Annotated in this window: 12 protein-coding genes, 1 tRNA gene and 2 pseudogenes; 7 read left to right on the plus strand and 8 right to left on the minus strand. The window is 60.1% G+C overall.

Annotated features, from left to right (window positions below):
- Positions 1–4: 4 nt before the first annotated feature.
- The 3 genes from imuA to HP062_RS07075 are packed head-to-tail and all read right to left on the minus strand — an operon-like array spanning position 5 to position 2,195.
- Complete coding sequence (gene imuA / locus HP062_RS07065) at positions 5–622, minus strand: translesion DNA synthesis-associated protein ImuA (protein ID WP_010461005.1); 618 nt, start codon at positions 620–622, stop codon at positions 5–7.
- Positions 622–1,239: a transcriptional repressor LexA gene (gene lexA / locus HP062_RS07070; RefSeq protein ID WP_042932007.1), complete on the minus strand. Its 618-nt coding sequence runs from the start codon at positions 1,237–1,239 to the stop codon at positions 622–624. Before lexA ends, imuA begins: the two co-directional genes overlap by 1 nt.
- A gap of 38 nt (positions 1,240–1,277) precedes the next feature.
- Positions 1,278–2,195, minus strand: coding sequence for a LysR family transcriptional regulator (locus HP062_RS07075; protein WP_010461008.1), 918 nt, complete (start codon positions 2,193–2,195; stop codon positions 1,278–1,280).
- Positions 2,196–2,298: 103 nt separating this feature from the next.
- Here HP062_RS07075 and HP062_RS07080 point away from each other — a divergent pair, with 103 nt between their 5' ends.
- Both HP062_RS07080 and HP062_RS07085 read left to right on the plus strand, forming a co-directional pair.
- On the plus strand, positions 2,299–4,041 hold the full coding sequence (locus HP062_RS07080; RefSeq protein WP_172791139.1) for an amidohydrolase: 1,743 nt from the start codon (positions 2,299–2,301) through the stop codon (positions 4,039–4,041).
- A gap of 109 nt (positions 4,042–4,150) precedes the next feature.
- Positions 4,151–4,888, plus strand: a complete 738-nt coding sequence (locus tag HP062_RS07085) for a TorF family putative porin (RefSeq protein ID WP_172791140.1) — start codon at positions 4,151–4,153, stop codon at positions 4,886–4,888.
- Positions 4,889–4,918: 30 nt separating this feature from the next.
- Here the strand turns inward: HP062_RS07085 and HP062_RS07090 are convergent.
- Together HP062_RS07090 and HP062_RS07095 are read right to left on the minus strand one after the other, a co-directional pair.
- Positions 4,919–5,886, minus strand: a pseudogene (locus HP062_RS07090) (Gfo/Idh/MocA family protein).
- Positions 5,887–5,901: 15 nt separating this feature from the next.
- Entirely contained in the window at positions 5,902–6,789 is an 888-nt protein-coding gene (locus HP062_RS07095; protein WP_077749693.1) for a Dyp-type peroxidase, read from the minus strand.
- Between the two features lie 400 nt (positions 6,790–7,189).
- Here HP062_RS07095 and HP062_RS07100 point away from each other — a divergent pair, with 400 nt between their 5' ends.
- Both HP062_RS07100 and HP062_RS07105 read left to right on the plus strand, forming a co-directional pair.
- Positions 7,190–8,815: an NADP-dependent glyceraldehyde-3-phosphate dehydrogenase gene (locus tag HP062_RS07100; protein WP_010461018.1), complete on the plus strand. Its 1,626-nt coding sequence runs from the start codon at positions 7,190–7,192 to the stop codon at positions 8,813–8,815.
- A gap of 68 nt (positions 8,816–8,883) precedes the next feature.
- Positions 8,884–9,903, plus strand: coding sequence for an FUSC family protein (locus HP062_RS07105; protein WP_172791141.1), 1,020 nt, complete (start codon positions 8,884–8,886; stop codon positions 9,901–9,903).
- An 8-nt stretch (positions 9,904–9,911) separates the two neighbouring features.
- On the opposite strand, the pseudogene HP062_RS07110 reads toward HP062_RS07105, so the two are convergent.
- A pseudogene (locus HP062_RS07110) lies at positions 9,912–10,804 on the minus strand (DMT family transporter).
- A gap of 135 nt (positions 10,805–10,939) precedes the next feature.
- On the opposite strand from HP062_RS07110, the gene HP062_RS07115 reads away from it, so the two are divergent.
- Together HP062_RS07115 and HP062_RS07120 are read left to right on the plus strand one after the other, a co-directional pair.
- On the plus strand, positions 10,940–11,377 hold the full coding sequence (locus HP062_RS07115; protein WP_172791142.1) for an Lrp/AsnC family transcriptional regulator: 438 nt from the start codon (positions 10,940–10,942) through the stop codon (positions 11,375–11,377).
- A 57-nt stretch (positions 11,378–11,434) separates the two neighbouring features.
- Positions 11,435–11,764, plus strand: a complete 330-nt coding sequence (locus HP062_RS07120) for a YceK/YidQ family lipoprotein (protein WP_010461025.1) — start codon at positions 11,435–11,437, stop codon at positions 11,762–11,764.
- A 59-nt stretch (positions 11,765–11,823) separates the two neighbouring features.
- On the opposite strand, the gene HP062_RS07125 is transcribed toward HP062_RS07120, so the two are convergent.
- Positions 11,824–12,495, minus strand: a complete 672-nt coding sequence (locus HP062_RS07125) for a Bax inhibitor-1/YccA family protein (protein ID WP_010461027.1) — start codon at positions 12,493–12,495, stop codon at positions 11,824–11,826.
- Between the two features lie 123 nt (positions 12,496–12,618).
- Here HP062_RS07125 and HP062_RS07130 point away from each other — a divergent pair.
- Positions 12,619–12,706 (plus strand) — tRNA-Ser (locus tag HP062_RS07130).
- Between the two features lie 273 nt (positions 12,707–12,979).
- Here HP062_RS07130 and HP062_RS07135 read toward each other — a convergent pair.
- A complete protein-coding gene (locus HP062_RS07135) occupies positions 12,980–15,106 on the minus strand; it encodes a TonB-dependent siderophore receptor (RefSeq protein WP_172791143.1) in 2,127 nt (708 codons plus the stop codon).
- Positions 15,107–15,147 lie beyond the last annotated feature (41 nt).

Raw genomic sequence — 15,147 nt, forward strand, 5'->3', positions numbered from 1 at the left:
AACCTCAATGCCCCACGGGAAAGGCAATCGGCGCCGAACGCGCCAGTCCGCCCCGGCACTTGAGCACACGCAACTGTGCAGGCCGGGCATCGATGGCGATGCGCAGCGCCGCAGGCGAAGGGTTGATGGCTTCGTTGATCGAGCGATAGGCGAACGCCAGGGTCGAGCCGGTTTCGGCCGCCACCTGCAAGCGTCGCAGCGCCCGGTCATCGGCCTTGTGCGGCCAGCACAGCACCGCGCCGCAACTGCCCGAACGCAGGCATTGTTCCGCCGCCCACAGCGCATCGCGCTCGCTGGCCTGGATGATCGACAACTGGCGCAGATCGACCCCGGCGTTCTGCCAGGCCTGGGGATACGGCACGTAAGGCGGCGCCACCAGCACAATGCGCTCGCCCGCCGCCGACAGCCGCGCCAGGGCCGGCCACACCAGTTGCAACTCGCCAACGCCCTGCCCGGCCAGGAGGATTTCGGTCAGCGCCGCCTCCGGCCAGCCGCCGGTGGGCAACGCCGCGTCCAGTGCGGCATGCCCGGTCGGTTGCGGGCTGACAGATGGTGGCGCAGGCCGGCCCTTCCAGACCTGGCCGCCATTGAACAGCGTATCCAACGCAACGACGGCGCCCATCACCCTTGCCTCACCAGACCGCAGAACACGCCTTCGATGGCCAGGTCCTGATTGGCCTCGACGATGATCGGCTTATAGGCCGGGTTGCGTGGCAACAACCGGACAACATCGCCGACCCGCTCGAAACGCTTGATGGTGACTTCGCCGTCGAGCCGCGCCACGACGATCTGGCCGTTGAGCGCTTCGGGATTGCGGTGTACGCCCACCAGGTCGCCGTCGAGAATACCGTCCTCGATCATCGAGTCGCCCTGGACCCGCAGCATGTAGTCCGGCACTCGCGAGAAGATCGACGGGTCGAGCAGCAAGCGGCTGTGCACTTCGGCATCGGCACCGATCGGCGCACCCGCCGCGACCCGCCCGAGTACCGGGATGTCCAGCAATTCGGGCCGCGCCGGTTGCCCGAGCAAACGAATGCCCCGGGCCTGATGCGGGTTGACCTCGATAAAACCGGCCTCGGTCAGCGCCAGCACATGCTTGCGCGCCACGCTGCGGGAGGCGAAACCAAATGCCTCGCTGATTTCAGCGAGGCTCGGGGATTGACCGTGCTCCGCGATTCGATCACGGATAAAGGTCAGGATGGCGGTACGGCGGGGAGTTAAAGTCGTCATGGAGTACATTTGTACTCTTTCGGCATTTTCCTGGCAAGGACCGCCAGTCAGCTCAAGCCACGCGACGCCAGAAACCCTGCGATGTAATCGATGAAGGCCAGCACTTTGGCGGTTGCCCGCCGATGACTGGGGTACACCGCCAGGATGTACGAGCCAAAACTGTCGGGATCGATGTCGTAATCGGCCATTACCCGCACCAGCCGCCCGTCGGCGATGTACGCCGCGGCACTCCACAACGGCGTGTGCAGCAAACCGCGTCCGGCCAGTGCGTTGGCCAGCAGCAGGTCGTAGTTGTCACTGCGCAATCGTGGTGATTGCGGTTGCGCCAGGCTCAATCGTTGCCCGTCGCGCTCGGCCCACCAGAACTCGCGGCTGAGCAGCGGATGACGGTAGAGCAGCCATTCGTGGTCATCGAGGGTGTCCGGCGTGACCGGCAACCCCTTGCGCGCCAGATATTCAGGGCTGGCGCATAACGCCAGCCGATTGCTGCCGACGACGCGAGCAATCAACCCCGGCAAATCGTCATGCCCCTCGCGCAACGCCAGGTCGTAGCCGCTTTCCAACAGGTTGACGAACTCATCGCACAGGTCCACTTGCAGGTTGATCTGCGGGTATTGCTCCAGAAAGCCGCCGCACACCTGATCGAGAAAAGCCTGCCCATACGCCAGCGGCGCGGTGATTTTCAGGTTGCCGCGCAGGCCATGCTGCAACTGCTCGATTTCCTCGCCGGCCTCCTCCAGCCGCTGCAACACCTGGCGCGCGGTTTCCAGATAAAGACGACCCGATTCGGTCAGCAAAATCCGTCGGGTGCTGCGTTCGAACAAGCGGGCGCCGAGCTCCGCTTCGAGGTGATTGACCGCTTTGGTCAAGGCCGACGGGGTCTTGCCCAGTTGCTCGGCGGCGCGGCTGAAACTGCCGAGTTGCGCCGTGACCACGAACATTTTCAATGCACCCAACTTGTCCATTCTTTTTCCATTCAGGCAAAAACGTTTTTCGTGAGCGAGGCGTTCTGCTGGCCGTGACAAGCCACTAATCTGGCCATCAGACGCAATAACAAGGAAACATTCAATGAAAAGATTCATTCCGAATCTATTGATGGCCGCCATCAGTTTTGCCTCGATGGAAGCCATGGCAGCGGCCGATCTGGTGCTGTTCAATGGCAAGATTTTCACCGCCGACCGCGCGCAACCGAAGGTGCAGGCGTTGGCGGTGCAGGACGGCAAAGTGCTGCAAGTGGGCAGCGATGCGCAGATCAAGGCCCTGATCGCTTCGGGCACCAAAGTCGTCGACCTCGGCGGAAAAGCCCTGATGCCCGGCCTGATCGACAGTCATTCCCACGCCATATTCGGCGGTCTGGAAATGACCTCGGCCAATATGGAAGACGAGGTGGTCGACCTCGACGAACTGGAAAAACGCCTGAAAGCCTGGCGCGATGACGGCAAGGCCAGGCATGGCGATGTGTTGGGCGTGGCTGGCATGAGTTCGGCTTATTGGGCCCAGGCCGAAGCTTTTGGCCAGAAATTCAACGCTGGCGAGTGGGCCAAGGTGCCCGTGGTGTTCACCGGCAGCGATCACCACACCGCGTGGGCCAACAACGTGATGCTCGAACGCGCCGGGATTGATGCGGCGCTGCTCAAGTCATTGCCGGACGCCGAGAAAGACACGATCGGCAAACTCGCCGATGGCAGCCCCAACGGTTTTCTGGTGGACGCCGGCTGGGATCGCGTCGCCTCGAAGATGCCGGTGCCGAGCCCCGCCGACATGTTGAAAGCCGCGCAATCCGCCGTGCGCTACAACAACAGCCTGGGCATCACCGCGTGGATGGACCCCGCCGCCAACGCCGCACCCGGCGAACCCGTGTTCGCGCTCAAGCCCACGGAGAACACCGTCGGCGTGCTGCCGGTGTACAAAGCGCTGGCCGAAAGCGGCGGCATGAGCGCCCACGTCGCTGCACTGCTGGTGGCCAATCCGAAAAGCGTGCCGGCCGATCTCGACACCCTGGACAAGGTCCGCCAGCAATTCCAGGGCATCCCGAACCTGACCTTGCCCGGGGTCAAGATCTTTGCCGACGGCGTGATCGAATACCCGGCGCAGAGCGCGGCGATGATCGATCCTTACAGCAACTCGCACAAACAGGGTGAACTGCTGATCGATCCGAAGCACTTTGGCGAATTGGTCAGTGCCATCGATCAGCGCGGCTGGCTGGTGCACATCCATGCCATCGGCGACCGCGCAGTGCGTGAATCGCTGAACGGCATCGCCCAGGCGCGCAAGGACCGCCAGAGCGGCGTGACCCACTCGATCACCCACCTGCAAATGGTCAACCCGAAAGAGTTCGCGCGGTTCAAACCGCTCAACGTCATCGCCTCGATGCAACTGCTGTGGGCCAGCGCCGACGAGTACACCCTGGACATGATCAAGCCGTATGTCAGTGCGCTGGCTTTCCGTTACCAATACCCGGCGCACTCCTTGCTCAAACAGGGCGCGACTATCGCCGGCGCCAGTGACTGGGCGGTGTCTTCTCCCAATCCATGGAACGCCATGGCCCAGGCCATCTCCCGGGAAGGCCCGCTGGGCGTGTTGAACGCCGATGAGCGCATCGATCGCGAAACGATGTTGTATGCCTACACCCTGAACGCTGCGCGCACCATCGGCCTGGAGAAGCAGATCGGTTCGTTGAGCCCCGGCAAGCAAGCCGACTTCATCGTGCTGGACCGCGACGTGTTCAGTGTCGACAACAAAGCCCTGCATGACACCCAGGTGCTGCAAACCTGGTTCGCCGGTCGCGAAGTCTACGCGCCGACGCTCTAAGAAAAATCATCTGAAACCACTGCCCGCCCCCCGCGTTTGTCGCCGGGGTTCGGCGCAGCCTTGCCGTAAAAAATCTGCCCATAACAATCACAATAACGGGACGCACCCCATGAAAGCTTTCACCCTGTTCGCCCTCGGCTCCTTGAGCCTTCTTCCCTTGAGCAGTCAGGCGCTGCCCTTGAATGACGATTTCGCCCTACTGGTCGACCTGACCCTGGCCAGCGACTACCGCACCCGTGGCATTTCGCAAACCCAGAATGATCCTGCAGTGCAGGCCGGTTTGACCCTGGCCCACAGCAGCGGCCTGTACCTCGGCGCATGGAGTTCAAACGTCGATTTCGGCGGCGGTCTGAAGACCCGACAGGAAGTCGATTACTACGCCGGTTGGCTCTGGCAAGCGACCGATACGATCAGCCTGGACCTTGGCTATCTCAAATACGCTTACCCCAGGGAAAGTCAGTTTAACCAGGGTGAGACCTACGCAATCCTCAGCGCTTATGGCGTGAAGCTGGCGGCCTACTACTCCGCGGATGCGCCAGGCATCGACAGCAAGCAGAGCTCGCTGTACAGCTACGTGGGCTACGAAACCGAGTTGCCTTACGACACCGGTCTGAAACTGCGATACGGCAACATGGATTTCAAGGACCCGCACCTTTACTCGATGTCAGGCCAGGCCGAAGACTCGTATCGCGAATGGGAGGTCAAACTGTCCCACGAACTGGCCGGTGTGATGCTGGGTTTGAGTTACATCGATACTGACCTGTCGAAAAACCAGTGCGTCAGTAATTGGGGTTATGGAGATGTCTGCACCGCGACCGTAGTAGCAAGCCTGAGCAAATCCTTCTGACCCCCACAGGATTGCGTTGAAGCTTAAATTTCAGGTGCGCTTGAGGATCTGGTCCATCACCCAGTCGGTTTTCAGCGCGTGTTCGGCCATCGCCGGATGCTGCGCTTCGCCCCGGATATGCGCGTTCATGCCCAGCACGTGATGCCACTGGATGTGCTCGTGATGGTCGATGTGCAGGCTGAGATTTTCATCCGCCTCAAGTCGCACCGGGTGCTCATCGAACACCGAAAAACTGATCCGGCCCTGGCTGCCGATCAGTTCTACCTGATCTTCGCGGCGGTCGGCGACGAAATTCCAGCAGCCCATGCCCAGGGCACCCGAAGCAAACCGCCAACTGGCGCTGACGGCGTCTTCGGCGGCATACAAACCGGCCTGCCGCGCGGTAAAACCGGCGACTTCGACGATATCCCGAGCAAATACTGAAACAGATCGAAGCCATGACTGGCCAGGTCGGCGAAGTAGCCGCCGCCGGCAATCAGCGGGTCGGTGCGCCAATTGTCGGCGCCACCCAGATCGTTCGGAGACGGCGCCTTGGTCAGCGTCCAGGACAGATGCCGCACCTCGCCGATCCGCCCCTCCTCCAGCCACTGCCGCACTTGCGCAAAGCGCGGCAGCGAACGTCGGTAATAGGAAACGAACAGGTGCAGTCCGGCGTCGGCAAAGACCTTTTGCATCTCGCGGCTTTGCCCGGCATTCAGCGACATCGGTTTTTCGACGCAGCAATGTTTGCCGGCTGCGGCGACCTGCAAGCTATAGGCGTGGTGACTGTCGGGCGGCGTGGCGATGTACACCGCGTCCACCTCAGGATCATTGATCAGCGCTTGCGCATCGGTGTAAACCCGGGCGATGCCGTGACGTGCGGCGTAGTCGGTCACCGCGTCCAGCCGCCGCCCCATCACCGCCACCAATGCCGAACCGGGGGCCTTGTAAAAGGCCGGCCCGCTCTTGCGTTCAGCGACACTGCCACAACCGATCATGCCCCAGCGCACTACGTCCATGTTCTCTCCTTATCCTTAGCCGATGCGCAACGCGCGCAGGTCCAGATGACCGTCCTTGAGCGGCGGGCACCAGTAGTAGCCGCCGGTGATCGGGCGGCTGATGCGGTACAAACCGTCGGTAATGCCGTCTTCCAGTCCGCTCATGCGCCGCAGTTGGGCTTCGAAGGCGTCGAGGGAAAAACCGAACGCCAGAAACATCAGGCCGGCGCGGTCCCCTTCGATCCACGGCATCGAGCGACGGACCACGAACGCCTCAGGGGCGAAGCTTTCCTGGGCGGTGCGTTTGACGTGGGCGGAAATCGGCGCGTCATCGAGTTCTTCGTTATCGCTCAAGCGACGGCCCATGATGTTGTCTTTTTCCTGGGACGGCATCGCGTGGAAGCCTTTCAGATCATGCTGCCACTGCTGGATCGCGGCGAAGCTGCCACCGACCAGTCCTTCCGCGCCCTCGCCCAACAACGCGGCGGCCACGGCGGCTTCGTCGTGCGGGTTCTCGGTGCCGTCTTCGTAGCCGGTCAGGTCGTGGCCGGTCATGTGGCGGAAGGTTTCGTTCATCTGCACCAGGCGCAGGGCCGGTGCCAGCGCGGCTTCGATGGCGTTGCTGCGATTGAGCAGTTCACCGCGGTCGACGCCGTGTAGCCAGCACCAGAGCGCGTGTTGGGTCGACGGGTTGTCGACGCCAACGCCGGTCAGCGCCGGAAACGGTCGCAGGCCATCGATCTGTGCGTGCAGCGCCTTGACCAGGGATTCACCGAAGCCGACCACCGCCGATTTTCCGTCCACCAGTTGCATCAAGTTGTCGAGCGCGGCCGGCAATGCTTCGGCGGATTCGAGGGCGAAGAACATATGGCGGGCTTGAGGCGGAACGGGGGTGGCGAGAATGCCCGGCTGGTAGTAACTCATATGAACTCCTTGAAAAAGAGCACGGAGTTTAACCGGAGCACGAGGGTTTGTGTGGCTTTGGCATCCTTCCCCACACGGCGAAATCGCGCTGGGCTCTGATTGCGAAACGCGCTGGGGCTTATCGTTAACACCGCCGAGCAGCGCCGGCAAGACGCCGCCCATCAACGCCAAACAAAGGCTAGGCTTTTCAGAGACTCGAATGGCCCACATGGTCGTCCTCTCGTGGGGTCCCCCTCTGGGGGCCAACCAGAGGGGCATCTGGGACCAGGACCGACGGTGCCGGCCATCCCACGATCGAAAACCCTGAACCGCCGAACGATGAGATGAGTCATGACAAGCGAGGCCGAGGTCTGCTAAAACGATTCATCAGTTCATCACCCAATCCAGACGGGGTAGCGACATGACCACAGCACATATCCTTGGCAACCTGTTTCCCGACTCAAGCGACATCCCGGAAAAATACCGCCTCGACGGTCAGACCGAGCAGCGTGAATACCTGGTCGACGGCGAACTGAAAACCTGGTCCGGCCCCCTCGCCCAAGTCCGCAGCCCGGTGTACCTGACCGGCGAAAATGGCGATGAACAAGTGATCCTCGGCAGCACGCCGCTGCTCGATGCAGAAACCGCATTGACCGCGCTCGACGCCGCCGTCCGCGCCTATGACCGGGGCCAGGGTTTGTGGCCGACCATGCGCGTGGCTGAACGCATCCAGCACGTCGAAACGTTTCTGGGTCGCATGCGCGAACAGCGTGAGGCGGTGGTCAAGCTGCTGATGTGGGAGATCGGCAAGAACCTCAAGGACTCGGAAAAAGAGTTCGACCGCACCTGCGATTACATCGTCGACACCATCAATGCCCTCAAGGAACTCGACCGTCGCTCCAGCCGCTTCGAGCTGGAACAGGACACCCTGGGGCAGATTCGCCGCGTACCGATGGGCGTCGCCTTGTGCATGGGGCCTTACAACTACCCGCTGAACGAAACCTTCACCACGCTGATTCCGGCGCTGATCATGGGCAACACTGTGGTGTTCAAACCGGCCAAGCTGGGTGTGCTTTTGATTCGGCCGCTGCTGGAAGCCTTTCGCGACAGTTTCCCGGCCGGGGTGATCAATGTGATCTACGGCAGCGGCCGCGAGACCGTCAGCGCACTGATGGCCAGCGGCAAGATCGATATCTTTGCGTTTATCGGCACCAATAAAGCCGCCAGCGACCTGAAAAAACTCCACCCCAAACCTCACCGCTTGCGCGCGGCACTGGGCCTGGACGCGAAGAACCCGGGCATCGTGTTGCCGGAGGTTGATCTGGACAACGCCGTCAACGAAGCGGTGACCGGCTCACTGTCGTTCAACGGTCAGCGTTGCACCGCCCTGAAAATCCTTTTCGTCCATGAAGACGTGGTCGAGTCGTTCATCGAGAAATTCAACGCCAAACTGGCCACTCTGAAACCGGGTATGCCATGGGAAAGTGGTGTTGCGCTGACGCCGCTGCCGGAAGCGAGTAAGGTCGATTACCTGCACTCGCTGGTCGCGGATGCAGTCAGCAAAGGCGCCACCGTAGTCAATCCAAATGGCGGTGAAGCGCGCGCGTCGTTCTTCTACCCGGCGGTGCTGTTCCCGGTGACGCCGCAGATGCGCGTCTACCAGGAAGAACAATTCGGCCCGGTGGTGCCGATCGTGCCTTACCGGCATCTCGATACGGTGATCGACTACGTCCTGGAATCGGACTTCGGCCAACAGTTGAGTATCTTCGGCACCAACCCGGTGGCGGTCGGTCGGCTGGTGGACACCTTTGCCAACCAGGTCGGCCGGATCAACCTCAACGCCCAGTGCCAGCGCGGCCCGGACACCTACCCATTCAACGGCCGCAAGAACTCCGCCGAAGGCACATTGTCGGTGCATGATGCGCTGCGGGTATTTTCGATCAGGACGCTGGTCGCGACCAAGTTCCAGGAAACCAACAAGGAACTCATCAGCGAGATCATCAGCGGACGCAGTTCGAGCTTCCTGACCACCGATTACATCTTCTGAGGACACCGAGCCTGAACACGTTCAGAGCCCATCGACTGCCACCGCTGCTGCGCCGGTTACTGCGTCCGTTGCTGGACCCGTATCGGCGCTATCGCTACGCCAAGCTGATCCATGCGGTCCGCGTGTCGCTCGGCTTGTTGGCATCGATCATGCTGACCACCGGCATCAACCTGCCCCACGGTGAGTGGGCGTCGGTAACGATGCTGGTGGTGATCGGCGGTTTGCAGCACCACGGCAACATCGGCAAAAAAGCCGCCGAGCGTGCCATCGGTACGTTGATCGGCGCCGCTATCGGCCTGCTGCTGGTGGCGCAACAGGCCTGGCTCGGGATGCCTTGGCTGACCTATTTTGTGATGTCGGCGGTGTGCGGGTTTTTCTCGTATCACGCCATCGGCAAGGGCGGTTACACCGCGCTGCTGGCGGGGATCACGGTGTTTATTGTCGCCGGGCATGGCGACAACCTAATCTCCGACGGACTGTGGCGCGCAGTGGACATTCTGATTGGCGTGGCCCTGGCACTGGCCTTTTCTTTCGCCCTGCCGTCGTATGCGGTTTTTTCCTGGCGCTACAACCTGGCCAGCTCGCTGCGCGATTGTGCGACGATTTATGGACGCATTATTGATGGTCAGTCCGTCTCGGATGACGAACACCTGAAGCTGATGAATCGCCTGAACGCGTCGATGGTGCAATTGCGTTCGCTGATGCCGTCGGTGTCCAAGGAAGTGAAGATTTCCATGACCGAACTCGATGCGATTCAGCGTCATTTGCGAATGTGCGTCAGCACCTTGGAAATCCTTGGTAACACCCGGCCGGACTCCAAGGATCGCGACGCCATGGCGCATCTGCAATCGAGTTTCAAAGCCGAACACCGGCAGATTCGCGTGCAGCTGATCGGCATGGCCCGGGCGCTGAAAACCGGCGCATCGCAGCGACTCAGTCGCCCCATCGATTTGCCGGTTGATTCAAGTCTTGAAGCACCGGTCTACAACCCGCTGGACGGCCATCAATTATTGATACGCCAGTTCGCTTCGAACATCGGCGAGATGCGCCAACGACTGGCGAAGACCGCGCCGCGCTGGAACATCTGACGCCCGTCTTATTGTGTGACCGCCCGACGAGACTTCAAGCCCCAGCCCTGCTGCATGCCTGCGGCAGCCAGCAGAATCGCGGCAACACCGACCCACTGTAGCGGTTCGAGGCGATGACCGAAGGCAAACCAGTCAACGAAAATCGCCGCAATCGGGTAAATGAAAGACAACGCCCCGGTCAATGCCGTCGGCAGTTTTTGAATCGCGCCGTACAGCAGCACATACATCACGCCAGTGTGGACGATGCCCAGCGTCACCAGGCTGGCCCAGGCGCTGGGTGCTTGCGGCAACGCTGAAAAGTGCGCAAATGGCGCGAGCAGCAGCACCCCGGTGCTGACCTGGATCAGGGCAATCAAATGCGGTGGCGTGCCGGTCAGGTGTTTGATAATCAGGGCTGCAATCGCATACAGAAACGCCGCCCCAAGGCCAGACCGATGCCCATCAGGTAATCGTTGCCACCTGCGCCCTGCTCGCCATGAGCGCTGACAATGGCCAGCATCCCGAGAAACGAAATGCCCAGCCAGAACAGTTTTTGCAGGGTGATCTTCTCGCCCAGAAACAACGCCGCCAACCCGACCAGCATGAACGGTTGAACGTTATAAACCGCCGTGCCGATGGCAATTGAGGCACGGGAATAAGAGGCGAACAACAACACCCAGTTGCCGACAATCGCGACCCCGCTGAGCACTGCCAGCAGGAAGGTGGTGCGGGTCAGAATGCCCGGACGCAGGAAGCCGAATGCCGCGCAGATCAACAACAGCGTGCCGGCGCCGAACACGCACCGCCAGAACACCACGTCCAGCACGGGCTGCCCGGACACCAGCACGAACCAACCGATGGTCCCGGAAATCAGCATGGCGGCGGTCATTTCGAATGAACCGCGACGTATGTTTTTGTCCATCATCAGACTCCTGTGATTGAGGCCAAATTATGCCAATCCGTCCAAGGGCATCTCCAGCGCAAAAAGCAGGCTAAACTCGGTTTCTGCCTTTTTTATCAAGGCGTATTCAGTCAACGGCCTAACAGGGGATTTGCCATGATCGACGACATCGACCAAGTGCTCATCACCGCATTAATGGAAGATTCACGCCGCTCGCTCAAGGCGCTGGCGCAGATCAGCGGCCTGTCCTCGCCCAGCGTTGCCGAGCGTTTGCGGCGACTCGAAGAGCGTGGTGTGCTTAAAGGTTACACCGTCGAAATCGATCCCAAGTGCTTTGGTTATCAACTCCAGGCCATCGTGCGGATCCGCCCGTTGCCGGGCCAGTTGCAGGAAGTCGAACGGCAGATTCAGGCCATCCCGGAATTCACCGAGTGCGACAAAGTCACCGGCGATGACTGCTTCATCGCCCGCTTGCATGTGCGCTCGATGGAGCAACTGGACACCCTGCTCGATCGCCTCAACACCCACGCGGAGACCAACACCGCCATCGTCAAGAAGACCCCGGTCAAACGCCGCTTGCCACCGATGGCGTGAGTGCGGTTTTGATTGGAAACGCGTAAATTGACCGCTTTCCGGCTAAGGATTGGCGGTATGAAAATTCAGGTGGTTTTACTCGCGACGTTGTTGCTCGCCGGCTGCGGCACGGTTCAAACAGTTGTGCGCGGGGATGAAGTGGCTTCGAAGAGTCTCAAGGAGTACAAAAGTTACTGCGGTGCTGTTCCCCGTATCTACAGCGGCGTGACTTACGATTTCTGCATGCTCTATGCTCCCCTGCAAAAAGGACGGGATGCACAGGTGCATGACAGTGCTCCGGCCATTGTCCTTATCGACGCAGTCATTTCCGGCGCCCTCGATACGTTGCTCCTGCCCTATACCATCTACCGCCAGCAGGCCGATGGCAGCATTATCATCACGGAATGAGCCCGAATTCCGGGCGATAAAAAACCCGCCTGAGCGGGTTTTTTACTTAGAGCCTGCGATTAATCATCGCGGCTCATGATGCCGAACAGCTGCAACAAGCTGACGAACAGGTTGTAGATCGATACATACAGGCTGATGGTCGCCATGATGTAGTTACGCTCGCCGCCGTGAATGATGGCGCTGGTCTGGAATAGAATGCAGACCGAGGAGAACAGCACGAAACCTGCGCTGATCGCCAGTTGCAGACCGCTGATCTGGAAGAAGAAGCTCGCCAGCGTCGCACCCAGCAGTACAAAGAAGCCTGCGGTGATGAAACCACCAAGGAAACTCATGTCCTTGCGGGTGATCAGCACGTAAGCCGACAGACCACCGAACACCAGCGCCGTCATCGCGAATGCCGAACTGACAACTTCAGCGCCGCCCTGCATGCCCAGGTAGCGGTTGAGGATCGGGCCAAGCAGAAAACCCATGAAACCAGTCAGGGCAAATGCCGACACCAGGCCCCAGGCCGAGTCACGGAGTTTGTTGGTGAGGAAGAAAAGCCCGTAAAAGCCGATCAGCACCACAAAAATATTCGGGTAGCCGACACGCATCTGCTGAGCAACGAACGCCATCACGCCGCTGAATGCGAGGGTGAGAGCGAGCAAGCCGTATGTGTTGCGCAGGACGCGGCTAACCTCTAGCTGCTCAACCTGCACGCTGTTATTAACTGCGTAATCCTGTTCGCGCATGGCGACACTCCTGTTGGTTTGAAACGTTCAGTCGCAAAGATCATAACAGACGCTCTGTAACAAGCCATGCAGAGAGTTTGACAGTGTGTTTCATTCAGGTATTATGGCGCCCGCAACGCAAACGGAGGTGTGGCCGAGTGGTTTAAGGCAACGGTCTTGAAAACCGTCGACTGTAACAGGTCCATGAGTTCGAATCCCATCGCCTCCGCCATCTTTATACAACAAAGCCCTGATTATTCAGGGCTTTGTCGTTTCTGGGGTTTGGGAATTTTGCTCCTTCCTCTCTGGACCATATCCGCATCTTTTCGTCAGTTTCCGCAACCTTGCCCAAGCACCATTGAATCCAGCTCCAAATTTGCGCACGGCCTAAAACGCCTTAACCTGCAGTTGTCGTCTATGCGGGCGGAACGAAATCTACCGCTGGTGCACATCGCCTCACCTCCCGCGTTACCGCGGAAGACTCGGCGTGCACCAGCACTGCACGCTACAAGGTGTAGGAAATGCCAACTTGTACTGTTCGCGGCGCGCCCGGATAGGCATAGACGTTACCGAATGCGCCTTCTTCATAGTCACGATCAAACAGGTTTTTCACGTCAAGATTGAGCCGCACCTTGTCATTGATCTTGTAGAAGCTGAGCAAATCGACAACGGTGTAGCTGCCCATCGAAAACGCGGTGTTGGCGGTTTGCCCGGCGCGCTCGTCGACGTACTTGAGCCCGGTACCCAAGCCCAACCCCTTGAGGGTGCCATCCTGGAACTCATACATATTCAACAGGCTGAAGCTGTTTTTCGGGATGTTCAGCAGGCGCGTGCCAGAGCGCAGCACGTTGTCTTTGGTCACTTCGGCATCGACATAGGCGTAGCCGCCAATCACGCGCCATTCGGGCGTTAGGTTGCCGGCAACATTGACGTCGAAGCCACGGCTGCGCACCTCACCGGCCGCAACGCTGAAGGTCGAATCAACAGGGTCGGTGGTCAACACGTTACGTTTTTCGATCTGGTAGACCGCCGCGTCAACACTCAACTGCTGATCCAGCGCTTCCCACTTGATACCCATTTCGTAAGACTTGCCCTTCTCCGGCGCAAACCCGCCGCCCTCACGGCTTGCGCCGGTGTTGGGTTTAAAGGAGCGCGCAGTGTCGGCATAGACCGCCAATGTCTCGGTCAGGTCGTAGGTCACGCCGATGCGCGGGGTCACCGCGTTGTCACTGGCCTGCCAACTCTTGCCGCCCGGCACGAAGGTTTCGTAGTCATGTTCGAAGCGTTCGAAACGCGCCCCGGCCAGCACCTTCAATTTGTCGGTCAATGCCACCTGATCCTGCACGAACGCTGCATACGTCTTGAGGTTTTCCTTGTCATGAGTCGGCGTGCGAGTCAGCGCCGGACGCGGCTGGCCGTACACCGGGTCGAAGATGTCGATCGGGTACGCGCCGACCGCACCGCTGGAGCGTTGAATAATCGACTTGTAGTCGTAATCTTCGTACTCGATACCGGTGAGCAACGTGTGCTGCAAACCAGCGGTATCGAAATGGCCGGTCAGATTGAGTTGGGTATCCTTATCGGTCCACTCCAGCTTGCGATAGTTGAAGTTGCGCCCCAGGGTGCGGCCGTCAGCGGCAATACCGTTGGCCTCGACCGCGTTGCCCTTGAGCGATCCGTCGAGCCACTGGAAACCGCCCCCCAGCGTCCAGTCGTCGTTGAGCATGTGCTCGAAACGCAATTGAGCCATGTTGTTGTCGTTGTGCAATTTGCCAACGTCTTTTTCGCCGAAAAAGCTGTCGCGGGAGGCGGTGCCAATCTGTTTGGCGTAACGCGTAACGCCTCGATCCAGAGGCGCGTTGTTGCGCATGAAGTCGCCTTCGAAAATGAGCTTGGTCGCATCGGTTGCCTGCCACGTCAGCACCGGAGTGATACCGTAGCGTTCGGTTTCGACATGATCGCGGAAGGTGTCGCCGCCCTCGCCCACTACGTTCAGTCGATAGGCCAGGCGCCCTTCTTCGTCGAGCGGGCCGGAAGCGTCCAGCGTGCCGCGTTTCATGCCCTGATCGTTGAGTTGACTGCCCAGGGTGACGGTGCGCTCGGGCAACGGCTGTTTGGAAACCACGTTGAAGGTGCCGCCAGGATCACCCCGGCCGTAGAGCATGGTGGCCGGGCCGCGCAGCACTTCGAGTCGCTCGATGGTGTTGGCATCCGGCATGTTCGGATAGCCACGGTTGATCGGAAAACCGTTGCGATAAAACTCGCCAGTGGTGAAGCCTCGAACGGTAAACGTGGTCAGGCCCTGCCCACCGAAATTGTTCGCCCGCCCCACGCCCCCGGCATAGTCCAGCGCGTCCTGCAAACGGGTGGCGCCCAGATCCTCGACTGCATCCTTCGAGACCACACTGATCGATTGCGGGGTTTCATGGATCGACGTGTCGGTACGCGTGGCGCTGGCCGAGCGCGTCGCCCGATAACCCTGAACCGGGCCGTCCGCCCTCTCGTAATTCGCAGTACCGATAACATCGGTTGCGTCCAGCTCAAGCGTTGAGGGAGCTACATCCGTTTGTTCAGCCCACGAGGAAGACGACAACGCTTGCAGTACACAAATGGAAAACAGGGTTCGACGCATGGAGAGGAAAACCTTAACAAATAGGCCAATACAGAGGGTGC

The organism is Pseudomonas sp. B14-6 (assembly GCF_013260315.1).
In the GTDB taxonomy this organism is placed as follows: Bacteria; Pseudomonadota; Gammaproteobacteria; order Pseudomonadales; family Pseudomonadaceae; genus Aquipseudomonas; species Aquipseudomonas mandelii.